The sequence below is a fragment of the Mycobacterium heckeshornense genome (assembly GCF_016592155.1).
GTDB lineage: Bacteria > Actinomycetota > Actinomycetes > Mycobacteriales > Mycobacteriaceae > Mycobacterium > Mycobacterium heckeshornense.
This window is the reverse complement of the sequence record NZ_AP024237.1, coordinates 4,818,517-4,840,417: the sequence shown is the minus strand read 5'-3', so window position 1 is coordinate 4,840,417 and position 21,901 is coordinate 4,818,517. Positions and strand designations below refer to the sequence as shown.

The following is a 21,901-nucleotide window of genomic DNA, read 5'->3' as shown; positions in this document are numbered from 1 at the left end:
CGACGCCCCTGGGCAGTTCGAAGCCTACGGCCAACGGCAACGACCACCCTGCAAGAAAGGTAAGGAAGTCATGTCACAGCCCGCGATTACCCTCACCCCCGACCAGGTCGAGGCGTTGGGTCGCGAACTCGACGCCATCAAGCAACGCGTTATGGCCGACCTCGGTGAACGCGACGCCGCCTACATCCGCCGGGTCATCAAGACCCAACGGGTACTCGAAATAGCCGGCCGTGTCCTGCTGTTCGCCGGGATTGTGCCACCGGCCTGGCTGGCGGGCACCGCGATGCTCGCGGTGTCGAAAATCCTGGACAACATGGAAATCGGGCACAACGTCATGCACGGCCAGTACGACTGGATGCGTGACCCGTCGCTTTGCGGTCGTAGCTTCGAGTGGGACACCGCGTGCCCGGCAGATCAATGGCGGCACTCACATAACTACCTGCACCACACCCACACCAACATCGTCGGCATGGACCGTGACATCGGCTACGGCATCCTGCGAATGAGCGAACGTCAGCGCTGGCATCCCTACTACCTGGGTAACCCCATCTACGCATTCTTGCTGATGGTGCTGTTCCAGTATGGCGTTGCGCTTCATGAACTGGAAACCGAACGCATCCGTGCCGGCGAGATCTCCCTGGCCGACAAGCGCCAAACATTGGAAGCGATCTGGCGCAAGACGCGCCGCCAGCTTTTGCGAGACTACGTCGCTTTCCCGCTGTTGGCCGGACCGTTCGCGCCGCTGGTCTTCGCCGGCAACATGTCGGCCAACCTGATCCGCAACGTCTGGTCGTACATCATCATCTTCTGCGGTCACTTCCCCGACGGGACGCAGGAATTCACCATCGAAGAGACTCAGGACGAGTCCCGCGGCATGTGGTATTTGCGACAGATCCTCGGTTCGGCAAACTTGACCGGCGGTAGGCTCTTTCATCTGTTCTCGGGCAACCTGTCGCACCAGATCGAGCACCATCTCTTTCCGGACATGCCGGCGCGCCGTTACGCAGAGATCGCACCCGAGATACGCCAGATCTGCGCGCGGTGCGGTATCCCGTACAACAGCGGGCCGGTGCTGCGCCAGTTCGCCACCGTGGTGCGCAAGATCGTCAGGCTGGCTCTTCCGCCGAAGAGCGCCCGACCGTGGGCCGTCCGCCACGAGCAGCGGACCGCCGCCTAGCACCGGGGCCCGGATCGAGCTGCCACGACGAATAGGCAAGTGCGGTCAGGGCTTCCGCGGTCCGGTCGCAGAACTTCTCCGCCTCGCGCAGCCCGACCGTCAATGCCCGGATGGCGGTGGACGCCACCAAAAAGGTCGAACACCGCGTCAGCGCGCTGCTGTAGCCCGTCGGCGGCCAACAGCTCGACGAGCTGGGCGCGCACATCCTCTTCGCTGCGCGACACCAGGCGCTCGTAGAGCGTTTCGTCGCGGTGATAGGCCACCAGCAGGCCCGGGATGGCCGCACGGGTGACCGGATCGGCCAACTGGGCCAGGAATGCCTCAACCCATGCCCGCAAGTCGGCGTAGAGATTGCCGGTCGCGGCGGGCAGCGGCGCGGGCTGTGTGTGACCGAACGCGGCGTCCTCGATCAGCGCTTCTCGGCGAGGCCAACGGCGGTAGATCGTCGGCGCTCCGACCCCGGCGCGCCGGGCCACCGCGGCGATCGTCGTTCGCTGATAGCCGACCTCGACCAGGAGTTCTCGGGTGGCGGCCAGCACGTCGCGATCCTTCTGTGGGTCGCGGGGGCGACCGGGGGGACGCGGTCTCAGGTTCCACACCGCAAACCTATCCTAGTTTTATTACGTGGCATGCTATAACGTAATGGCATGTTGACGTCCCATGACGAGCTGCTGTGCCACCAGCTGTCGACCACCTTCGACCACGTCTCGCAGAGCGACCTGCGCTGGACCGAGCGCATCGTGATGTATGGGTTCGACAAATCCGGCGATATCAATGTGATGACGGGCCTGGCCCGCTACCCCAACCGCAACGTCACTGATGCCTACGCGATGGTGACTCGATGCGACGGCCAGGCCACCGTGGTGCGGATGTCGACCGAACTGCGGCCCGACACCGCGGCATTGGGCGCCTACACGGTGGGGCCGTTCACCTACTCGATAGAAGAGCCGCTGCGGTGTGTGCGAGCGGTGTTGGGGCCCAACGACCGTGGGCTGAGCCTGGATTTACGGCTGCGCGGCCGCTTCCCCGTCTACGAGCAGACGCCGGCGTTTCACCGCAGCCGGGGCCGGGTCATCGAAGATGCGCGCCGCTTCTATCAGAGCGGCGAATTGGAAGGCTGGATCGAAGTCGGCGGCGAGCGCATCGATATCGACCCGCGGCGCTGGTGGTTCGGTCGCGACCACTCCTGGGGTGTGCGCCACGGGCCGGGTGGCGGCAGCCTGCCCGAAGGAGCCGAATTGCAGCCCGCCGAGATGCCCGACGGCGTGCTGTATTACATGGGCATTTTCCAATTCGACGATGAGCTGGTCCATTTCGCGCAGCGCGAAACCAGTACCGGCGAACGGTGGCAATTCGAGGGTGAGCTGCTCTATCCAATCGACAGCGGTCGCGAACCCGGCAAGATCATCGACGTCGAGCATGATCTGAAATTCCGCGACGAGCTGCGCGTCATCCGCTCGGGCACCTTCACTATCCACCGGGGCGACCGGACTACCAGCACCATCGATGTCACTCCGCTGTGTGACTTTTGGCCGGGGCTGGCCGGTTACCTGGAAGTCAATGGTTACGCCTCCGGCTACTGGCGGGGACCCGACTTCATCGACGGCTACACCGTCGACACCCGTGATCTCGAGGTGATCCGACCGGTGAGCATGCTCAGCGAAACACTGTGTGAAGTCCGCATGGACGGCAAAGTCGGGCATGGCCTGGTCGAAATGGTGTTCATGGGCGCCTACCCACGCTACGGGTACACGGGCTGGTAATCGTGGCGCGTTTGACCGCCGAAGAACTACCGGCGGCGCTCGAACCCGTTGTCCGAAAGATGATTCCCGGCGCCGACTCGGCACATATCGTCAATTGGCGACGAGCCGGGGGCGGCTATTCCACCGAGACATATCTGTTCGACCTCGTCGAGTTGAGCGGATCGTCGAGTCTTGGCTTGGTATTTCGTCGCCCGCCCGAGGACGCGGTCCTGCCCGACTACGACCTGCGCCGACAGTTTTTGACCATGCAGCGATTGGCCGCCTCACCGGTCCCAGTGCCGACCGTCCGCTGGATCGACGCCGACGGGACCGCGCTGGGCACACCGTATTTCGTGATGGACCGCATCGACGACGTCGTCACCGTCAGCGACGTTCCGCCCTATCAGCAAGCGGGCATCTTCGCCGACGCTGACGAAGCGGGCCGCGCCGCGCTGTGGAACGGGTGCCTGGACATCATCACCAAGGTCCATGCCGTCGACCCGGACCGGTATCGGCTCGGCTTTTTAGGTCTGTCCCGGTTCGGCAGCACACCGCCGCAGCAGCTGGCCAATTTCCTTCGCTATGCGCTGAAGTGGGCCAGTGGGGATGCGCCGCTGCATCCGGTGTTCACCCGGGCACTCGATTGGCTCGACGCGCATCTGTACACCCCGGAGCGGGTCACGTTGTGCTGGGGCGACAGCCGGATGTCCAATGTGCTCTACCGCCGCGACTACACACCGGTCGCCGCGCTCGACTGGGAGATGGCCTATCTGGGTGATCCCGCCGGCGACGTCGCGTGGATGCTCATGACCGATTGGATCTCCAGCCCATTCGAAGGACATGCGCCGGCTTCTGGTACGCCGAGCCGCGAGGAAACCCTCGAGCGCTACCGGCGGCTTACCGGCCACCGGCTGACCAACATGCGGTTCGCCGACGTGACATCGGCGCTGCTGCTGGCCGTGGCGATGATCCGGCTGAACGTCAAGCTTGCGATGGAGGGTGTGGACCTGGCCGAAATCTGCGCGCAGCGTGTCGAGTTCGTGCTCGGCGGGGACTGAATTCGGCTATCGTGTCGCCTCATGGTCAGCTTGCCGGCTTTGGACGGTGTCGAGCACAGGTTCATCAACGTCACTGACGATGTGACGATCCACGTCGCCGATGCCGGTCCCGCCAACGGGCCGGCAGTGATGCTGGTGCACGGCTTCCCGCAGAACTGGTGGCAATGGCACCGCTTGATCGAGCCGTTGGCCGCCGAGGGCTACCGGGTGTTGTGTCCCGACCTGCGCGGCGCGGGATGGAGTTCGGCGCCGCGTTCTCGTTATCTCAAAAACGACATGGCCAACGACCTAGCAGGCGTGATAGACAGGCTCGGCGTAGGGCCCGTGAAGCTGGTCGCCCACGACTGGGGCGGTCCGGTCGCCTTCATCATGATGCTGCGCCATCCGGCGAAAGTCTCCGGATTCTTCGGCCTGAATACCGTCGGGCCGTGGGCAACTCGCGACCTTACGATGATCCGGCACTTATGGCGGTTCTGGTACCAGATTCCCATTGCGCTTCCGGTCATCGGTCCTCGGGTGATCGCGGATCCCAAATCGCGTTATTCCCGCATGCTGGTGTCGTGGGTGGGTGCTGGATTCACATTGCCCGATGACGAGCTCGAGATGTACCGGGAATGCATGCGCCAGCCCGGACACGCGGTGGCAGGGTCGCGGTGGTATCGCACTTTTCAGACCACCGAGGTGGTGCGCTGGTTACGCGGCGAATTCGACGACGCCCGAGTCGATGTGCCGGTTCGATGGCTGCACGGCACCGGCGACCCCGTGATCACGCCGGATCTGCTGCGCGGATACGCCGAGCGGATACCTGATTTCGAACTGGAGTTGGTCGACGGCGTCGGCCATTGGATCGTGGAACAACGCCCCGAATTGGTGCTCGACCGCCTGCACAAGTTCCTCAAAGCTTAACTGCCGCTTTGATGTCCTGGGCCCAGCAATGCGACGGACGCAGCCACTGCGGGTTCGACGATCTGGCGGATGTCGTGACCGTCTTCGACCGCGAGCGCGGTGAGTTCCCGCAGGCCGCCCAGCAAGATCACCGCCAACGGCGGCGTCACCGGCGGCAGGCCGGCCCGGCGAAACCCCGGACTGCCGCTGAGGTCAACTAGCAGGTTGGTCAACAGCTCTATGCCACGTCGCTGCACCGGACGTGCCGCCGCACCCAGTGATGGAAGCTCGCGAATCCAACTCAACGCGATGGCCGGCCGAGATTCAATGCTGCCGACATAGGCGTCGACCGCCTGACGAATCTGGTGATGCCAGTCCGCCTCGGGATCGACCGCGGCCCTGATCTCCGCACTGAGCCGCTCGCTGTCGGCGCGCAGCAACTCCAGGAAGCACTGCTCTTTGCTGACGAACTGGTCATAGAACGTGCGTTTCGACGTGCGCGCATGCCGGACGATGTCTGCCACGGTGGTCGCACGGTATCCCCGCTCGCGGATCGAGGCGGCAAGACCGTCGAGCAGCCGGCGCCGAAACGGGTCGACGTCGATCGGAGCGGTGTCGGCGGCCACGGCTGTCACGCTTGCGCCCCTTTCTGGAACCCGCCCTTGCCACAGATTGGTACCAACGAGTACCGTACCCGATGAAGCGGTGGTACATCGTAGTACCACACGGACGTTGGGAGCACACCGCCATGAGCGACGCAGGCACTGTTGGCACCCATGCGGTAGCAGCACCGCCGGCGGTCAATCTGCCCCCTACCGTCGGAATCCCGAAGGCGGTGTTGGGCCTTGCATTCTCGGCCTCGCGCCGATGGACCATGCAGCAACTGGCGCCGCGATACGGCGATGTATTCACCCTCAACCTGCCGATCTGGGGGCGAACCGTGGTGGTTGCTGACCCGCAGCTGGCCAAGCAGGTGTTCACCACCAGCCCCGAGCAGCTCGGCAATATCCAGCCCAACCTGAGCCGGCTGCTTGGCTCGGGGTCGGTGTTCGCGCTCGACGGCGACGACCACCGACGGCGACGACGTCTGCTGGCTCCCCCGTTTCATGGCAAGAGCGTCAAGAATTTCGAGAGCATCATCGAAGAAGAGACGCTGCGCGAAACCGAGGGCTGGCCTGAATGCCGGGAATTCCCAACGCTGCCCTCGATGATGCGCATCACGCTCAACGCCATCCTGCGAGCGGTATTTGGCGCGGGAGGCACTGAATTCGACGAGCTGCGGCGGTTGATCCCGCCGTGGGTCACGCTGGGCTCTCGACTGGCAGCATTGCCGAAACCGGCTCGGACGTATGGTCGCTACAGTCCCTGGGGGCGGCTGGCCGACCGGCGGCGGAAATACGACCTCGTCATCGACAAACTGATCGAGGCTGAGCGCGCCGACCCGAACTTCGAGGACCGCACCGACATCCTCGCGCTGATGCTTCGCAGCACCTACGAAGACGGTTCGGCTATGTCTCGCAAGGACATTGGCGACGAGCTGTTGACGCTGTTGGCCGCCGGGCACGAAACCACTGCTGCCACGCTGGGCTGGGCATTCGAGCGGTTGAGCCGACATCCCGACGTGCTCGCTCAGCTGGCGGAGGAAGCCGACACCGACAACAACGAGCTGCGCCAGGCGGTGATCCTCGAGGTGCAGCGCAATAGGACCGTCATCGATTTTGCCGGGCGCCGCGTGTACGTACCGGCGTACCAGCTGGGCGAGTGGGTGATTCCCCAGGGTTATTCGATCGTTGTCGCCATCTCGCAGATACACGACGACCCCGACGTGTTCGCCGATCCGGAGCGCTTCGATCCCGCGCGTTACCTCGGCACCAAGCCGCCCACCTTCGCCTGGATCCCGTTCGGCGGCGGCACCCGACGCTGTGTCGGCGCGGCATTCGCCAACATGGAGATGGATGTCGTGCTGCGAACAGTGCTGCGCCACTTCGTGATTGAAACCGCTGACACTCCGGGTGAGAAATGGCACGGGCGCGGCGTCGCCTTTACCCCCAAGCGGGGCGGCCGTATCGTCGTGCATCGCCGCTAGGCCAGGTGGCAGCTGGTTAGGATGGCCGGTTATGAGTGCCGCCGGTGACGCCGCCCACCTCGTCGACACGATGAACGACGCGATGGCCACCACCATCCCGACCGCCCACCAGATGGGTGTGCGAGTCGTCGAGGCGCGCCGCGGGCACGCCGCCGCCACCGTGCCCGCCGAGGGCAACGGCAACCACTTTGGCGTGGTCTATGCCGGTGTGCAGTTCACCGTCGCCGAAATCCTGGGCGGCGTCATCGCGCTGAGCACCTTCGACAGCGCCAAGTACTTTCCGTTGGTCAAGAGCGTCGACATCGAGTTCGTCGGGATGGCGCGCTCGCGGTTGCGCGCCGAAGCCAGCCTCAGCGAGGACACCATCGCCCACGTGGAGGCAGAAGCCGCCGAACGCGGAAAGGCGGACTTCACGCTGCAGGCGGTGGTGACCGACGTCGACGGCAAAACCGTTGCCGCCACGAGAGGTCTGTACCAGCTACGCGCGCACGCCTGGTAGCCGTTGGCGCTCGGCGCCGGCGCGACGCAATTGGGCGCGTCACATCCGGCCGCCAATGGCGGCAGAGGGCAAACAGGCCTACCCGGATGGTTGCGCTTGTCGCGTTCCTGCAGCGCGCGGCATCAACAGTGTGAGGACAACGGCGACAACGAGCAGCGCAGGCACATCGCCGACAAGGTGGCCCCGTTCAGCGGAATCGCCGATCGCCTGCGCCGCCATGATCCCTGCGTGGACGACGCTTGAGACCACGGTGAACCAGATCAGGCTGCGGTGGGCGAAGGGATTGCGAGCCGCGAACAGCAGGAATATACCGAGTGTGGCGTAGATGCCGAGAATCATTGCCAGGTAATGGGATGACCCATGACCCCATCTCCAGCCTGACGGCCATAGCAGCGTCTGAGGGTAGATCCCGAAGATGAAAATTAGGCCGATCACGACGAGCGCGATACGCAGCGGGACCAACGACCGCGTGTTGTTTGTGGCATCCGACATCATGCGTCACTCCCTGACCGAAGCTTAGCGAGGTCGACTGATATCCGGGCCATTTCACGGGAACGTTCCCAAGCCGAGAACTGTGGGTGCCGCTGCTTTCGAACTGTGCGTGGTGTTGCATATCGATTCCTCATGCGGCGGCCTGAGCCGATGGGGCATGCTCGGTGAACTCGGCTGCCGATCGGTGTGCCCGCGCGGGCAGCAGCACTGCGACCACGATCGCCGCGGCCAAAGCGATGGCCGCGCAGGCCAGCGAACCGACCTGCATGCCGTCGAGGAAGGCGTGGTTGACGGCGCCGCGGACGTCGGCAACCCGCCCGGCGGGCAGTTGGCCAATGACCTTGTACGCGGCGGCCATCGAGTGCTGCATCGTGGACCGGACGTTCCCGGGTAGCGCCGCCAGCGCCGACGCGGAGCCGATGCGGCTTGAGTACACGGAGGCGAACACGCTTCCGACGATCGCGACGCCGAGGGTTCCGCCCAGTTCGCGCGTGGTGTCGTTGACGGCCGAGCCCACGCCGGCCTTGTCCGCGGACAGCGAGCCCATGATCGCCTCGGTGGCCGGCGCGGTGGTCAGGCCGAGTCCGCCGCCCAGTAGCAGCATCTGCGCGGCGATCTCGACGTAGCGTGTGGCCGCATCCGCGGTGGACGCCCATGTCAGCCCTGCCGCGAAGACGGCCAGGCCCGCGGCAACCACCGCTGTGGTGCCGATGCGCTCCACCATCCGCGGGCCGGCCACGCTGGCGACCGCGATCGAAATGGCGACCGGCAACAAGCGCACACCGGTTTCAAACGCGCTGTAGCCCTTGATGAATTGGAAGTACTGGGTGATGACGAAGATGAAGCCGAACAGGGTCAGGAATCCCGCCGTCACCGCGAGGCTCCCTCCGGAGAATCGCCGGTTCGCAAACACCGACACCTCCAGCATCGGGTGCGAGCTGCGGCGTTGCCACAAGGCGAAAGCGGCGAGGACAACCGTGGCGATACCGAAGCCCATCGCGGTGCGCGGGCTGGTCCAGCTCCAGTTGGGCGCCTCGATGACGGTGTAGACCAGCGCGGTCACGCCGACGGCGGACAAAACCAACCCGGGCATGTCGACCTTCGGGGCGGCCGGATCGCGTGAAGTCGGAACAACCAGGATGCCCCCGAGAATGGCCGCCGCCGCGACCGGCACGTTCACCAGAAATATTGAGCCCCACCAGAAGTGCTCGAGCAGCCAGCCACCGGTCATCGGCCCGGCGGCGACACCGACGCCGACCATCGCCGCCCACACGCCGATCGCTTTGGCCCGCGGTAGGGGGTCGGTGAAGATGTTCGTGATGAGACCCAGCGTGGTCGGGAAGATCACCGCGGCGCCCACCCCCATCGCGGCGCGCGCCGCGATCAGCGCATCCGCCGAAGTCACCTGCGCGGCCACGGCAGACGTCATCGCGAACACCGCAAGGCCGCCGGTGAGCCAGCCCCGCCGGCCGTAGCGGTCGCTGAGGCTGCCCGCTGAGAGCAGCAGGCCGGCCATGACGAGGGTGTAGGCGTCGACGATCCATTGCAGCTGCGCGGTGTCTGCGTTCAGGTCCCGCGAGAGCGTGGGCAAGGCGACGTTGACGATCGTGGCGTCGACGCTGATGACGAAGACACTCAGGCAGATGACGGCAAGTGCGGCGATGGCATGGCCGCTGAACACGGGTTCACGGAGTTGAGTACGCATGGAAGGACGGTAAATCGATAAGACAAGAAATTCAAGCTATAAGTTGAATATTGTGTTCGAGTGGTAGAGTAGCTGGTGTGGCGGGAAAGAAGAGCTACAACCAGAACTGCCCTATCGCACGTGGCCTGGACATCCTGGGCGAGCGGTGGACGCTGCTGATCCTGCGCGAACTCCTCGGCGGGGCGCGGCGCTACGCCGATCTTCGGGCGGCGCTGCCCGGGATCGCCACCAATCTGCTCGCCGACCGGCTCCGGGAACTGGAGGACGCCGGCCTGATCGCGCGCGCCGAGCTTCCGCCGCCGATCGCCCGCACCGTGTACACCCTCAGCGAGCTGGGCTGGCGCAAGGTGCCGCCGGTAATCCAAGCCATCGCCATCTTCGGGCTGGAGTTGCTTGAACCCGCCGACAGCGCGCTGACGCCGCTGAACGGCTTTCTCGCCGGAATCCTGCTGGGCGCCGACCCTGCACGCATCGCAAACCTATCCGCCTCTTACCGTGTCGAAATCGACGGACGCCGTTTCGATTTCGGGGTATCACGCGGAAGCCTCACCGCTGCGTCAGGCCCACCGGCGGTCACCGTGACGGCAAGCCCGGCAGAGCTGATCACTGCCCGCCTCGGGAGCACATCGGCTGAGCGCAAGGCGGCACTGCGGCGGTGGAAGTTCGACGGCCAGACCGACGCTGTCAAGGCGATGCGCAGCGCGTTCCAACTGACCGGAGATCCCGGGTTGTCGCTCGGTTGACCGCGCCCCGGTTCAGCGCTTACTGCTCGACTTCGGCGCGGCGCGGCAGTTTCCAGTCGGGCCGCACATAGTGGCAGGTGTACCCATTCGGATAGCGCTGCAAGTAGTCCTGATGCTCGGGCTCGGCTTCCCAGAACTCGCGGGCCGGGCTGACCTCGGTCACGACCTTGCCCGGCCACAGGCCGGTTGCGTCGACGTCGGCGATGGTGTCCAGCGCGATCTGCTTCTGCTCGTCGTCGAGGTAAAAGATCGCGGAGCGATAGCTGGTGCCGACGTCGTTGCCCTGCCGGTTCTTGGTCGTCGGGTCGTGAATCTGGAAGAAGAACTCCAGCAGCGTGCGGTAATCGGTGCGTGCCGGGTCGTAGACGATCTCGATCGCCTCGGCGTGGCCGGGATGATTGCGGTAGGTGGGGTGATCGTTCTCGCCGCCGGTGTAGCCGACACGGGTGGAGATCACCCCGGGCTGGTTGCGGAACAGGTCCTGCATACCCCAAAAGCAGCCGCCCGCCAGAATCGCCTTCTTGGTCGTCATGGTTCACCCTCCTTCCTCCGAGCATAGGAAGTGCTCGACAAATCCAGGTAGAACGTGTTCTAGTTTTGACGTGACGACTCCGCCGTTCAGTCGCGCCGAGCTCGTCCGGGCATTCGACGCCTACGAGCAGACGGTGGCCCGCGCCGCCGAAACCCGCGACTGGGAAGCGTGGGTGCAGCAGTACACACCCGACGTCGAGTACGTCGAGCACGCCGCCGGCACCATGCGGGGCCGCGACGAGGTGCTGGCGTGGATCAGCGCGACGATGTCGACGTTCCCGGGCAGCCACATGGTCGCGTTTCCGTCGCTGTGGTCGGTCATCGACGAGCCGACCGGGAGGATCATCTGCGAGCTGGACAACCCGATGGTCGACCCCGGCGACGGCACCGTCATCAGCGCGACCAATATCTCGATCCTTACCTACGCCGGCGACGGCCTGTGGCGTCGTCAAGAAGACATCTACAACCCGCTGCGCTTTATGCGCGCGGCGATGAAGTGGTGCAAGAAGGCGCAAGAGCTCGGAACGCTCGACGAGGACGCCGCACGCTGGATGCAACAGCACGGAGGGCAGGAATGAGCGCACGACCCAAGCTGGTCATCGGCGCCAATGGATTTTTGGGCTCGCATGTCACCCGCCAGCTTGTCGCCGACGGTGCCGACGTCCGGGTGATGGTACGGCCCACAGCCAATACCCGCAGCATCGACGACCTGACGGTCACCCGCTTCGAGGGCGATATCTTCGACAACCCCACGCTGCGTGCGGCCATAAACGGCTGTGACGACGTGTACTACTGCGTCGTCGACACCCGCGCCTGGCTGCGTGATCCCGCGCCGCTGTTTCACACCAACGTGGAAGGCTTGCGTAACGTCCTCGACGTCGCCAAAGACGCGGACCTGCACAGGTTCGTCTTCACCAGCACCTACGCCACCGTGGGCCGGCGTCGCGGCCATGTGGCCACCGAAGCCGATCAGATCCGCCGCCGCGGTCTTACCGCGTATGTCCGATCACGGCTCCAGGCCGAGGATTTGGTGCTGCGCTACGCCTCTGAGCACGCGCTGCCCGCGGTCGCGATGTGCGTGTCGACGACCTACGGCAGCGGTGATTGGGGGCGCACCCCACATGGCGCATTCATCGCCGGTGCGGTGTTCGGCAAGCTGCCCTTCCTCATGGACGGCATCGAGCTGGAAGTGGTCGGCGTCGACGATGCTGCCCGGGCCTTGATATTGGCCGCTGCTCGCGGGCGCAACGGCGAACGATACCTCGTGTCGGACCGGATGATGCCGCTAAAGGACGTCGTGCGGATCGCGGCCGACGAAGCCGGCGTGCCAGCGCCGCGACGGTCGATTCCGGTGCCGGCGCTCTACGCGTTGGGGGCGCTGGGCAGCCTGAAGGCTCGGTTCACCGGAAAAGATGCGGAACTGAGCCTGCAGTCGGTGCGGATGATGCGCGCCGAAGCACCGGTCGACCACAGCAAGGCGGTCCGCGAATTAGGTTGGCAGCCAAGGCCGGTCGAGGAGTCCATCCGCGAAGCCGCCCGGTTCTGGATGGCGCTGCGCGACGCCAAAGGAAAGAGCACAACGGCCACGTGACCGAGAAGGTACGCGTCGATCTGAGCGGCGCACCACAGACCATGCTGGCGACGCTGTATGCCAAAGCGCTGGACGCCGACTTCGCAGAACCGATGCTGGGCGACCGGTACGCCAAGGAGATCGTCGATCGCATCGACTACGACTGGACCAAAACGACGATCAACGCGCGTCGCGCCTACTCGGTGACCACACGGACAGCGCACTTCGACCAGTGGGCCGCCAGTTTCCTTGCCGCGCACCCGGAATCGGTTGTGTTGCATTTGGGATGCGGTCTGGACAGCCGGTTTCTCCGGCTTCAGCCCGGCCCCGGGGTCGAGTGGTACGACGTCGACTATCCCGAGGTGGCGGCGCTACGCGACCAGCTGTACCCGAGCCGGGAGCACTATCACGTCGTGGCTGCCTCGGTCACTGACTCGGCCTGGCTGGCCGACATCCCCACCGGCCGGACCACGCTGATGATCGCCGAGGGATTGACCATGTATCTCACCGAGCAGGACGGCATCGCCCTGCTGCGGCGGTTGGTCGAGCGGTTCGGTTCGGGCGAGCTGCAATTCGACGCATTCAACTGGCTCGGGATCCGCGCGCAGTGGCTCAACACCGTGGTCCGACGGTCGGGATCCACGCTGAGCTGGGCGGTCAACGGCCCCGACGACATCGCCGCGGCGGTACCCGGGCTGCGCCTGGTGGCCTGGGAGCGGTGGTTCGAGTCGGCCACGTTCGCGCAGCTCCCCCGCTCGTCGCGGACGGTCGGCAAGGTGATGTCGCTGGTCCCGGCGGTGGCCAACATGTCGCAATACCATCGCTGGGCATTCTGACCGGGCGGGAATCTTCGCCGTAGCCTGGTGTTGCATCTGCTATCCACACCTGAGGAGATGTCACCATGAACCACCGCCCTGTCCTGGAACCGACCGCCGGGCACCCCATCACGATCGAGCCGACCGCAGGGCGGGTTCGAGTTCGCGTCAACGGGCAAATCGTTGCGGACACGCGCGCCGCGCTGAGCCTACGCGAAGCCACTATCCCTGTGGTGCAATACATTCCGTTCGACGACGTCGTACAAGACGTGTTGACGCCCAGCGACACCAGCACCTATTGCCCATTCAAGGGTGAAGCCAGCTACTTTCATGTGACCACAGCGGCCGGCGACACCGTCGAAGACGTGATCTGGACCTACCGGGAGCCCTACCCCGCAGTGGCGGCGATCGCCGGTCACGTCGCGTTCTACCCCGACAAGGCCGAGATCAGCGTCGACCCCGACTAGGTGTTAGCCGCCACCCGGGTATCGGAGTACTCGCGCAGCGACACGATCTGACCGTCGCGGGTATCGAAAATAAAGACGTACGGGCTGTCGTAGCGCTGTCCCGCGGCGGTGACACCATCGCCCTGCGCCTCGATCACCACACTGTCACCGTCGGTGATGTAGCGGACCAGATCCAGGGTCAGCTCGACGTCCTGCTTGCGCCGCTCGATTTGCCGGCGCAACGCCGCCTTGTCGGCCGGTGCCCGGGTAGCGACGTTCCAGTAGGTGAAGTCATTGCTGAGCAGCGCGAAACACTCGTCGATGTCTCCGCCCTGCAAGCACTGCAAAAACATCCACGCCAGTTCAGCTTGGGGATTGTCGAACGGCGTGATCACACCGCCATCCTGTCTCGCCCTACACCGGCGGTCAATTACAGGTAAACCGGTGCGACCCTATGATCTGTGGGGTTCGGCAGTCACGGCGTTGGAGTACCAGATGCAGGTGAAGCGGGCTCGTCGTACCGTGACGTTCCCGGGCGTGGTCAGCCCAGAAATCACCCTGGCTCCGCTGCGACGCGGCCCCCGCGACCCGTGCTTTCAAGTCAGTGGGGGCGCGATCTGGCGGGCCAGCTTGTTGCCCACCGGGCCGGTGACGGCGCGGATTAGCCGCGCAGCACCAGATGCCGTTGAGGGCCTGGCCTGGGGCAGCGGTGCCGAGGAGTTCCTCGATGCACTGCCGGCGATGCTGGGAGCCGACGACGACGCCTCGGATTTCTCGCCACACGATGCCACCGTCGCCGCCGCACATCGACGGCTGCCGCACCTGCGGCTGGGCCGCACCGGGCGGGTGCTGGAAGCGCTGATTCCGGCGATTCTCGAACAGCGGGTTCCGGGCACCGACGCTTTCCGATCCTGGCGGTTACTGGTCACCAAATTCGGCACACCGGCGCCCGGTCCAGCGCCGGCCGTGATGCGGGTCCCGCCGTCGGCCGAGGCATGGCAAGCCATCCCGCCGTGGGAATTCCATCGCGCCAATGTCGACCCGCGGCGCGCCCGCACCGTCGTCACTTGCGCACAGCGGGCGTCATCGCTGGAACGCCTGGTGGTATGGCCAGCCGAGCGGGCGCGGGAGGCGCTGACGTCTCTGCCCGGCGTGGGCGCGTGGACCGCGGCCGAGACCGCACAACGAGCATTCGGTGACGCCGACGCGTTATCTGTGGGCGACTATCACATCCCCAAGATGATCGGGTGGACGCTGCTGGGCAGGCCGGTCGTCGACGCGGTCATGGTTGAGTTGTTGGAGCCGATGCGGCCGCACCGCCATCGGGTGGTTCGGCTGCTCGAAGCCAGCGGAGTGGCGTACGAACTGCGCCGCGGACCCCGGCTGCCGGTGCAAGACATCCGCGGCATTTGAGGCTGCGGGTATAGCGGCGCAGGTCATTGGGTACTCGTGATCGGACCGTGTGCCGATCACGTGAGGAGAGTTATCGCGATGACGCAGTTCACAATTCCAGGTTTGACCGACAAGCAGGCGACGCGGCTAGTGGAGTTGCTGCAAAAGCAGCTGAGCACCTACAACGATCTGCACCTGACACTGAAGCACATCCACTGGAATGTAGTCGGGCCCAATTTCATTGGTGTGCACGAAATGATCGACCCACAAGTTGAAGCGGTGCGTGGTTACGCCGACGTGCTGGCCGAGCGCATTGCCGCGCTCGGCGCCTCTCCGCAGGGCACCCCGGGCGCGATCGTCAAGGACCGCACGTGGGACGACTATTCGGTGGGCCGCGACACCGTGCAAGCACATCTGGCGGCGCTGGACCTGGTCTACACCGGCGTCATCGAAGACGTCCGGAAGGGCATCGACGAGACCGAGGAGCTTGACCGGGTCACCCAGGACATCTTGATCGACCAGGCCGCCGAGCTTGAGAAGTTCCAGTGGTTCGTGCGCGCTCACTTGGAGAACGCGGGCGGGAAGCTCGCCCACGAAGGCTCCTCGACCGAACGCGACGCCGCGAGCACGGCGCGGCGACAGGGTTCGGCATCGGCCTAGCCATGACTTGTTCGCTGGTGCCCGGGGCGAAAGTGTGATCTGTGGCACAATTTAGGCGTGCCGCGAACCGGGAGCCGGGGACCGGGCCGCCCCCCGGCAGCGAAGGCTGCCGAAACGCGAAAACGCATCTTGCGTGCTGCTCGTGAAGTATTCAGCGAACGCGGTTACGAAGCGGCGACGTTTCAGGCGATCGCGGCCCGAGCCGACCTGACGCGGCCCGCAATCAACCACTATTTCTCCAACAAGCGTGTGCTGTATCTGGAGGTGCTGGAGCAGACACGTGACCTCCTCGCCGCCGGCATCAGACGCGCACAGCGCGAGCCCACGTTGTTGAGACGGCTGTCGGCGTTCATCGCGGCCACGACCGACGCCGATGCGCAGAACCGGCCCGCTGCGGCGTTCCTGATCACCTCGGCGCTGGAGTCGCAGCGGCATCCGGAGCTGGGCGCGGCCGAGAATGACTTGTTGCGCGTTACCCGCGCATTCCTTGAGGATGTGCTCGATGATGCGATCCGCCGCGGCGAGTTGACCACCGAAGCCGACAGCGCGTCGCTGACCGAGATGCTGGTGGCGATGCTCTGCGGGGTGATGTTCTATGCCGGCTTCGTCGGCGGACGACAGGAGCTCGACGCGATCACCCGCGCGCTCGAGCAGCTGATGGATGGCAGGCTCTGGCAGGTGGGGAGCTAGGCGCGGACAGCCGCTGGAGCCGCACGTGGGCGCAGTGAAAGTGAAATAGCGCACACAAGCACATAGTTTACCTAACTTATTCGGTAGCATGACCGGTGGCATGACTGACCTGGATGAGGTGCGCTCGGTTCGGGCCGACGGCGACAGCTGGAGCATCACCGAAAGTGTCGGCGCCACCGCGCTCAGTGTCGCCGCCGCGCGCGCCGTCGAGACCGCTGCTGCCCAACCGCTGATCCGCGACGAGTTCGCTTCCGTGCTGGTCGCCTCGGCCGGGGCGGCGTGGGCCCGGCTGGCCAGCCCCGATCTGGAGTGGATCAGCGACGACGAGCACGGCCGCCGAGCCCATCGGGTGACCTGCGACTACCAGGCCGTGCGCACCCACTTTTTCGACGAGTACTTTCGCGCGGCGATGGCAAGCGGGATTCGTCAGGCGGTGATCCTGGCGGCTGGGCTGGACTCGCGGGCTTATCGCCTGGACTGGCCGGCCGGCACCACCGTCTACGAGATCGACCAGCCCAAGGTGCTCGAGTACAAGAGCCGCACACTGGAAGCGCACCACGCCGTCCCCAAGGCGACCCGGCGAGCGGTCGCGGTGGATCTGCGTGACGACTGGCCCGCGGCGCTGATCGCCGCCGGTTTCCACCCCACCGAGCCCACGGCGTGGCTGGCCGAAGGCCTGCTGCCCTACCTGCCTTCGGACGCGCAGGACCGGCTGTTCGAGAACGTCACCGACCTCAGCGCGCTCGCCAGTCAAATCGCCGTTGAAGCGTTCTCCCTGACCGCGCCCACCAGTGAGCGACGCCGCGCGGCGCGGCGCGCGCGCTGGGCCCGGCTGCGGGAACGGCTGGGCCTAGACATCAACTTCGAAACGCTGGGCTACAACGACAGCCGCCGCGCCGATGCCGTGCAATGGTTGACCGAGCACGGCTGGCAGGTTCACGCGGTCAGCAACGCCGACGAAATGGCCCGTCTGGGCCGGCCGATACCAGACGACCTGGTCGAGGAAACCGTGACCAGCACACTGCTGCGCGCGCGCCGCGTCGCCGCCGAATGACCGGTCAGATCCGTTCGCGAAGGGGGCACGATGAGCACCATGCGCACCGACGATGACACCTGGGACATCACCACCAGCGTGGGCTCCACCGCGGTGATGGTGGCTGCCGCCCGCGCCACCGAAACCGACCGCCGGGATGCGCTGATCAACGATCCCTACGCCAGGCTGCTGGTCACCAATGCCGGCACCGGCATCTGGGAAGCCATGCTCGACGAGTCGGTGGTCGCCAAGCTGGAGGCCGCGGACCCGGAGGTCGCCGCGATCGTCCACCACATGCGTAGCTACCAGGCGGTGCGCACCCACTTCTTCGACGCCTACTTCGCCGAGGCCGTCGGCTCAGGCATCCGGCAAGTGGTGATTTTGGCTTCGGGCCTGGATTCGCGCGCTTACCGATTGGACTGGCCGGCCGGCACCGTCGTCTACGAGATCGACCAGCCCAAGGTGCTGGCCTACAAGTCCGCGACGCTGGCAGAACATGGTGTGATGCCGTCGGCCGACCGTCGCGAGGTGCCCATCGACCTGCGGCAGGACTGGCCGGCCGCGCTGTGCGGGGCGGGTTTCGACCCCGCGGCACCGACCGCCTGGCTGGCCGAAGGCCTGCTGATGTACTTGCCGGGCACCGCGCAGGACCGAATCTTCGAGCAAATCACCGCGCTGAGTGCGCCGGGGAGCCGGGTCGCGGTCGAAACCGCGGCACACCACGCCGATCAGCGACGCGAAGAGATGCGAAAGCGGTTCGAGCGGGTAGCCGACGAGCTTGGCTTCCAGCAAAGGGTCAACGTGCAAGATCTGGTCTACCACGACGAGGACCGCGCCGTCGTGGTGGATTGGCTCAACGGGCACGGCTGGCGGGCCAGCGCACACCACTCACATGACGAGATGCGCCGGTTGGGCCGCTGGGTCGACGGTGTGCCGATGAGTGACGACAAGGATGCGTTCGCCGATTTCGTGACGGCCGAGCGCGCCTAGCCGGGCAGCGGCCTGGTCGAGCGTGTCTGTTACCCAACCCAGTGGTTGATTAGGATTGGGTTTCCGCCGGTCAGGAAGGAGACCGCATGACCACCCACGCCGCCGCTGACAGCACCGCCGCTGACGCCGCAGCGCCGGTCGCCTCAGAGATTCAAAAGACGGTCGACGGCTTGCGAACAACCTTCGCGAGTGGGCGAACTCGCAGTCTGCAGTGGCGGCGCACCCAGTTGCGCGCCCTCGAGAAGATGATGGCCGAGAACGAGGCGAAGATCGCCGAGGCGCTGCGGGCCGATTTGTGCCGCAAACCGTTCGAGGCCTGGCTGGCCGACACCGCGACGACTGCCGCCGAGGCCCGCTACGCGGCCAAGCACGTCAAGAAGTGGATGCGCCGCAAATACCACCTGCTCGAGCCGGTGCAGTTACCGGGTCGCGGCTGGGTGGAATACGAGCCCTACGGCACGGTGCTGATCATCGGCGCCTGGAACTACCCGTTCTACCTGACCCTCGGCCCGGCGGTGGGCGCAATCGCCGCGGGGAACGCGGTGGCGCTCAAGCCTTCCGAGGTCGCGGCGGCGTCGTCGCGGCTGATGGCCGAGCTAGTGCCGCAATACCTCGACCCCGACGCGATCGCGGTGATCGAAGGCGACGCGGCGGTCAGCCAGCAACTGCTCGCGCAAGGATTCGACCGGGTGCTGTTCACCGGCGGCACCGAGACCGGCCGCAAGGTGTATGAAGCGGCGGCGCCACATCTGACGCCGGTGACGCTGGAGCTGGGCGGCAAGAGCCCGGTGATCGTCGCCGCCGACGCCGACGTGGACGTCGCGGCCAAGCGGATCGCCTGGATCAAACTGCTCAACGCCGGCCAGACCTGCGTTGCACCCGACTATGTGTTGGCCGACGCGAAAATTCGCGACGAACTCGTCACCAAGATCGGTGAAGCCGTCACCGCGTTCACGGCCGACGAGCCGACCGGAATGCGCATCGTCAACCAACGCCAATTCGACCGGCTGACCGGTTATCTGTCCAACACCAGGGGCACGGTGGCGATGGGAGGCACATTCGACGCTGCGGATCTACGTATCCAGCCGACGGTGGTGGTCGACCCAGACCCGGACGAACCGCTGATGACCAACGAGATTTTCGGCCCGATCCTGCCGGTAATCACCGTCGAATCCCTCGATGACGCAATACGTTTCGTCAACTCGCGGCCGAAACCGCTGTCGGCATATCTGTTCACCAAGACCCGTGCCGTGCGCGAACGGGTTATCAAGGAGGTGCCCGCGGGCGGCATGCTGGTCAACCATCTGGCGTTTCAGGTGTCGACGGCGAAGCTGCCGTTCGGTGGCGTCGGTGCGTCGGGAATGGGCGCATACCACGGCCGCTGGGGCTTCGAGGAATTCAGCCACCGCAAGTCGGTGCTCACCAAGCCCACCCGACCCGACTTATCGAGCTTCATCTACCCGCCGTATACAGAGAAGGCGTGGAAGTTGGCGCGCAGGCTGTTTTAACGGCGCGCAATCACTCTGAGAAAGGAAGCTCATGCCGGGAGTGCAGGATCGTGTCATCGTCGTTACCGGAGCCGGCGGGGGCCTGGGCCGCGAATACGCCCTGACCCTTGCGCGAGAAGGTGCCAGCGTGGTCGTTAACGACCTGGGCGGGGCGCGCGACGGCACGGGAGCCGGACATTCGATGGCCGACCAGGTCGTGGCAGAAATCAAAGACGCCGGCGGACGTGCGGTCGCCAACTACGACAGCGTCGCCGAGCCGGATGGTGCGGCCAACATCATCAAGACCGCGCTCGACGAGTTCGGCGCTGTGCACGGTGTGGTGAGCAATGCCGGGATTCTGCGGGACGGCACCTTCCACAAGATGTCGTTCGAGAACTGGGACGCCGTGCTCAAGGTGCACTTATACGGTGGCTACAACGTTCTGCGCGCAGCCTGGCCGCACTTCCGCGAGCAAGGTTACGGCCGGGTGGTCGTTGCCACCTCGACCAGCGGACTGTTCGGCAACTTCGGGCAGACCAACTACGGCGCGGCCAAGCTCGGCCTGGTGGGCCTGATCAACACGCTTGCGCTCGAAGGCGCCAAGTACAACATCCACGCCAACGCGATCGCGCCGATCGCGGCCACCAGGATGACCCAGGACATCCTGCCGCCCGAGGTGTTGGAAAAGCTCAAGCCGGAGTTCGTGGCGCCGGTGGTGGCCTATCTGTGCACCGAGGAGTCCAGCGATAACGGATCGGTATTCATTGTCGGCGGCGGCAAGGTGCAGCGGGTCGCGTTGTTCGAAAACGAGGGCGTCAACTTCGACACTTCGCCGTCGGTCGACGAGGTCGCCGCGAAGTGGGCGCAGATCACCGACCTTTCCGGTGCGAAGCAGGCCAGTTTCTCGGTGCGGTAATTCGTGAAAGCCTGTGTAGTTCAAGAACTTTCAGGCCCGTCGGGTATGGTGTACACCGACGTCGACGACGTGCAGGGCGGCGACGACGTGGTGGTCATCGACGTGCGCGCCGCGGGGGTGTGCTTCCCGGACCTGCTGCTGAGCAAAGGCGAGTATCAGCTCAAGCTGCCGCCGCCGTTCATCCCCGGCATGGAAACGGCCGGTGTGGTCCGCTGGGCGCCAGCGGACTCGGGTTTCCAGCCCGGCGACCGGGTGTCGGCGTTCGGGGTGCTCGGCGGCTACGCCGAACAAGTGGCGGCGCCGGTGGCCAACGTCATGCCTAGTCCGGTGCAACTCGACGACGCGCAAGCGGTGTCGCTGCTGGTGAATTACAACACCATGTATTTCGCGCTGGCCCGTCGCGCCGCGATGCGTCCGGGTGACACAGTGCTGGTGCTGGGCTCCGCCGGGGGCGTAGGCACCGCGGCGATCCAGGTGGCCAAGGCGATGGGTGCCGGCCAGGTGGTCGCGATGGTCCACCGCAGCCACGCGATGGAATTCGTCGAATCGCTGGGCGCTGACGTGGTGCTGCCGCTGACCGACGGCTGGGCTCAGCGGGTGCGCGACGTCACCGACGGACACGGCGTGGACATCGTCGTCGACCCCATCGGCGGCCCGGCCTTCGACGACGCCATCCGGGTGCTGGCCGTCGACGGCAAGCTGCTGGTGATTGGGTTCGCTGCGGGCGGAGGCATTCCCACCGTCAAGGTGAACCGGCTGCTGCTGCGCAACGTCAGCGTGGTCGGCGTGGCGTGGGGTGAATATCTCAACAAGGTGCCCGGTTCGGCGCAGTTATTCGCGTGGGGACTCAACCAATTGGTCTCCCTGGGATTGAAACCGCCATCACCGCAACGATATCCGCTGTCACAAGGGCGCGCAGCCCTGCAAAGCCTGGCCGACGGCGGTGTGCTCGGCAAGGTGGTACTCGAGCCGTAATGACCGTCG

25 protein-coding genes are annotated in these 21,901 nt (G+C 65.5%); 19 read left to right on the top strand and 6 right to left on the bottom strand.

What is annotated here, in order from left to right:
• The first annotated feature begins 70 nt into the window (after positions 1 to 70).
• A complete protein-coding gene (locus tag MHEC_RS23295) occupies positions 71 to 1,177 on the top strand; it encodes a fatty acid desaturase family protein (RefSeq protein ID WP_048890534.1) in 1,107 nt (368 codons plus the stop codon).
• On the opposite strand, the gene MHEC_RS23290 is transcribed toward MHEC_RS23295, so the two are convergent.
• A complete protein-coding gene (locus tag MHEC_RS23290; RefSeq protein ID WP_236591518.1) occupies positions 1,174 to 1,716 on the bottom strand; it encodes a TetR/AcrR family transcriptional regulator in 543 nt (180 codons plus the stop codon). The two genes, MHEC_RS23295 and MHEC_RS23290, sit on opposite strands and share 4 nt — an antisense overlap.
• A 108-nt stretch (positions 1,717 to 1,824) precedes the next feature.
• Between MHEC_RS23290 and MHEC_RS23285 the strand changes: the two genes are divergently transcribed.
• The 3 genes from MHEC_RS23285 to MHEC_RS23275 are packed head-to-tail and all read left to right on the top strand — an operon-like array spanning position 1,825 to position 4,883.
• Positions 1,825 to 2,940, top strand: coding sequence for a hypothetical protein (locus tag MHEC_RS23285; protein WP_048890389.1), 1,116 nt, complete (start codon positions 1,825 to 1,827; stop codon positions 2,938 to 2,940).
• 2 nt (positions 2,941 to 2,942) lie between these two features.
• Positions 2,943 to 3,977, top strand: a complete 1,035-nt coding sequence (locus tag MHEC_RS23280; RefSeq protein WP_048890390.1) for a phosphotransferase family protein — start codon at positions 2,943 to 2,945, stop codon at positions 3,975 to 3,977.
• A gap of 21 nt (positions 3,978 to 3,998) precedes the next feature.
• A complete protein-coding gene (locus MHEC_RS23275) occupies positions 3,999 to 4,883 on the top strand; it encodes an alpha/beta fold hydrolase (protein ID WP_048890391.1) in 885 nt (294 codons plus the stop codon).
• On the opposite strand, the gene MHEC_RS23270 is transcribed toward MHEC_RS23275, so the two are convergent.
• Positions 4,880 to 5,497, bottom strand: coding sequence for a TetR/AcrR family transcriptional regulator (locus MHEC_RS23270; RefSeq protein ID WP_048890392.1), 618 nt, complete (start codon positions 5,495 to 5,497; stop codon positions 4,880 to 4,882). The two genes, MHEC_RS23275 and MHEC_RS23270, sit on opposite strands and share 4 nt — an antisense overlap.
• A 113-nt stretch (positions 5,498 to 5,610) precedes the next feature.
• On the opposite strand from MHEC_RS23270, the gene MHEC_RS23265 reads away from it, so the two are divergent.
• Together MHEC_RS23265 and MHEC_RS23260 are read left to right on the top strand one after the other, a co-directional pair.
• A complete protein-coding gene (locus tag MHEC_RS23265; RefSeq protein WP_048890393.1) occupies positions 5,611 to 6,948 on the top strand; it encodes a cytochrome P450 in 1,338 nt (445 codons plus the stop codon).
• Positions 6,949 to 6,979: 31 nt separating this feature from the next.
• On the top strand, positions 6,980 to 7,447 hold the full coding sequence (locus MHEC_RS23260; RefSeq protein ID WP_082169630.1) for a PaaI family thioesterase: 468 nt from the start codon (positions 6,980 to 6,982) through the stop codon (positions 7,445 to 7,447).
• Positions 7,448 to 7,525: 78 nt separating this feature from the next.
• Here MHEC_RS23260 and MHEC_RS23255 read toward each other — a convergent pair whose 3' ends face one another.
• Together MHEC_RS23255 and MHEC_RS23250 are read right to left on the bottom strand one after the other, a co-directional pair.
• Complete coding sequence (locus tag MHEC_RS23255; RefSeq protein ID WP_372507323.1) at positions 7,526 to 7,942, bottom strand: DUF6632 domain-containing protein; 417 nt, start codon at positions 7,940 to 7,942, stop codon at positions 7,526 to 7,528.
• A 127-nt stretch (positions 7,943 to 8,069) separates the two neighbouring features.
• A complete protein-coding gene (locus MHEC_RS23250) occupies positions 8,070 to 9,644 on the bottom strand; it encodes a DHA2 family efflux MFS transporter permease subunit (protein ID WP_048890394.1) in 1,575 nt (524 codons plus the stop codon).
• 77 nt (positions 9,645 to 9,721) lie between these two features.
• Between MHEC_RS23250 and MHEC_RS23245 the strand changes: the two genes are divergently transcribed.
• Entirely contained in the window at positions 9,722 to 10,387 is a 666-nt protein-coding gene (locus tag MHEC_RS23245; RefSeq protein WP_048890395.1) for a winged helix-turn-helix transcriptional regulator, read from the top strand.
• Positions 10,388 to 10,406: 19 nt separating this feature from the next.
• Here MHEC_RS23245 and msrA read toward each other — a convergent pair whose 3' ends face one another.
• On the bottom strand, positions 10,407 to 10,919 hold the full coding sequence (gene msrA, locus MHEC_RS23240) for a peptide-methionine (S)-S-oxide reductase MsrA (RefSeq protein ID WP_048890396.1): 513 nt from the start codon (positions 10,917 to 10,919) through the stop codon (positions 10,407 to 10,409).
• Between the two features lie 70 nt (positions 10,920 to 10,989).
• Here msrA and MHEC_RS23235 point away from each other — a divergent pair, with 70 nt between their 5' ends.
• The 4 genes from MHEC_RS23235 (at position 10,990) to MHEC_RS23220 (ending at position 13,770) form a co-directional block, all read left to right on the top strand.
• Positions 10,990 to 11,496 (top strand): nuclear transport factor 2 family protein, encoded by a 507-nt coding sequence (locus tag MHEC_RS23235; RefSeq protein WP_048890397.1) that lies wholly within the window; start codon positions 10,990 to 10,992, stop codon positions 11,494 to 11,496.
• Positions 11,493 to 12,509 (top strand): NAD-dependent epimerase/dehydratase family protein, encoded by a 1,017-nt coding sequence (locus MHEC_RS23230; RefSeq protein ID WP_048890398.1) that lies wholly within the window; start codon positions 11,493 to 11,495, stop codon positions 12,507 to 12,509. Before MHEC_RS23235 ends, MHEC_RS23230 begins: the two co-directional genes overlap by 4 nt.
• Before the next feature lie 41 nt (positions 12,510 to 12,550).
• The gene (locus tag MHEC_RS23225) at positions 12,551 to 13,324 is read left to right on the top strand and encodes a class I SAM-dependent methyltransferase (RefSeq protein ID WP_048890538.1); all 774 of its coding nucleotides are present in this window, start codon (positions 12,551 to 12,553) and stop codon (positions 13,322 to 13,324) included.
• 65 nt (positions 13,325 to 13,389) lie between these two features.
• Positions 13,390 to 13,770: a DUF427 domain-containing protein gene (locus tag MHEC_RS23220; protein WP_048890399.1), complete on the top strand. Its 381-nt coding sequence runs from the start codon at positions 13,390 to 13,392 to the stop codon at positions 13,768 to 13,770.
• Here MHEC_RS23220 and MHEC_RS23215 read toward each other — a convergent pair.
• Complete coding sequence (locus tag MHEC_RS23215) at positions 13,767 to 14,141, bottom strand: nuclear transport factor 2 family protein (protein ID WP_162838780.1); 375 nt, start codon at positions 14,139 to 14,141, stop codon at positions 13,767 to 13,769. The genes MHEC_RS23220 and MHEC_RS23215 overlap by 4 nt on opposite strands.
• A gap of 103 nt (positions 14,142 to 14,244) precedes the next feature.
• Between MHEC_RS23215 and MHEC_RS23210 the strand changes: the two genes are divergently transcribed.
• The 8 genes from MHEC_RS23210 (at position 14,245) to MHEC_RS23175 (ending at position 21,892) form a co-directional block, all read left to right on the top strand.
• On the top strand, positions 14,245 to 15,162 hold the full coding sequence (locus MHEC_RS23210) for a DNA-3-methyladenine glycosylase family protein (RefSeq protein ID WP_048890539.1): 918 nt from the start codon (positions 14,245 to 14,247) through the stop codon (positions 15,160 to 15,162).
• 78 nt (positions 15,163 to 15,240) lie between these two features.
• Positions 15,241 to 15,801 carry a DNA starvation/stationary phase protection protein Dps gene (dps, locus tag MHEC_RS23205; protein WP_048890401.1) on the top strand — a complete coding sequence of 187 codons (561 nt, stop codon included), beginning with the start codon at positions 15,241 to 15,243 and terminating at the stop codon, positions 15,799 to 15,801.
• Positions 15,802 to 15,858: 57 nt separating this feature from the next.
• On the top strand, positions 15,859 to 16,491 hold the full coding sequence (locus MHEC_RS23200; RefSeq protein ID WP_048890402.1) for a TetR/AcrR family transcriptional regulator: 633 nt from the start codon (positions 15,859 to 15,861) through the stop codon (positions 16,489 to 16,491).
• Between the two features lie 100 nt (positions 16,492 to 16,591).
• On the top strand, positions 16,592 to 17,545 hold the full coding sequence (locus tag MHEC_RS23195; RefSeq protein ID WP_048890403.1) for an SAM-dependent methyltransferase: 954 nt from the start codon (positions 16,592 to 16,594) through the stop codon (positions 17,543 to 17,545).
• Between the two features lie 39 nt (positions 17,546 to 17,584).
• Positions 17,585 to 18,514, top strand: coding sequence for a class I SAM-dependent methyltransferase (locus MHEC_RS23190; protein WP_082169678.1), 930 nt, complete (start codon positions 17,585 to 17,587; stop codon positions 18,512 to 18,514).
• Between the two features lie 86 nt (positions 18,515 to 18,600).
• Positions 18,601 to 20,022: an aldehyde dehydrogenase family protein gene (locus MHEC_RS23185; protein ID WP_048890405.1), complete on the top strand. Its 1,422-nt coding sequence runs from the start codon at positions 18,601 to 18,603 to the stop codon at positions 20,020 to 20,022.
• Positions 20,023 to 20,053: 31 nt separating this feature from the next.
• The gene (locus MHEC_RS23180) at positions 20,054 to 20,917 is read left to right on the top strand and encodes an SDR family oxidoreductase (RefSeq protein WP_048890406.1); all 864 of its coding nucleotides are present in this window, start codon (positions 20,054 to 20,056) and stop codon (positions 20,915 to 20,917) included.
• 3 nt (positions 20,918 to 20,920) lie between these two features.
• Positions 20,921 to 21,892, top strand: coding sequence for an NADPH:quinone oxidoreductase family protein (locus tag MHEC_RS23175; protein ID WP_048890407.1), 972 nt, complete (start codon positions 20,921 to 20,923; stop codon positions 21,890 to 21,892).
• The last annotated feature ends 9 nt before the right edge of the window (positions 21,893 to 21,901 follow it).